The organism is Sphingobacterium sp. HJSM2_6, from assembly GCF_049316305.1.
Taxonomy (GTDB): Bacteria; Bacteroidota; Bacteroidia; order Sphingobacteriales; family Sphingobacteriaceae; genus Sphingobacterium.
Map to the genome: position 1 here is coordinate 1 of NZ_JBMOXB010000046.1, position 582 is coordinate 582.

General features: G+C 37.8%; 1 protein-coding gene. It reads right to left on the reverse strand.

What is annotated here, in order from left to right; genetic code table 11:
- Positions 1–33: 33 nt before the first annotated feature.
- Positions 34–582: ISAon1 family transposase (locus ACFRAE_RS17740; protein WP_422798505.1), on the reverse strand; the 549-nt coding region annotated here is incomplete at its 5' end.

A 582-nucleotide genomic window follows, 5' to 3' on the forward strand; every position in this document is an offset into this window, starting at 1 on the left:
GGATCAAGTGGAATTCTTGGGGGGAATAAATTCTTAAGCATATAGTTTCATTACTCGATATAGGAAGAATTTGGTATCTCTAACACCACGGAACACACTTCTAAAAGCCTTAAGTTTAGCATTTAGGGACTCTGCAGATGCATTAGTGCTCTTATTATCAAAGTAATGTAGGATATTAGGATGATGGGCTGCTATAGATCTTGCCACACTTTCAAAGGAAGATATTCCAGAGTTTTCTACTTGATTATGCCACAATCCAAGTTTAGTAAATGCTCCTTCCTTACTTTTACTTTTATTGTAAATATCTCCAAGTGCTATCCCTAGATTATAAGCTTTTCTAATTGACGGAAAGCGCAGAAATAAGAGTTCTGCACGGTGTTTCTGGTTCTCTGTCCATCTTGTAGGATGTTTGAATAGAAGATGTCTTGACCTAGCTAAAAGTTGTTTGAGGGTGTCTCCATTTGGTAATAGTTCTGGATCATAGGTTATTCCCTGTTTACGAGCTTGAGAAATTTTCTTGCTTTCTTCATCCAGCACCTCCCATCGGTATCTAATTCGCAATTCCTGTACAGCATCATAAGC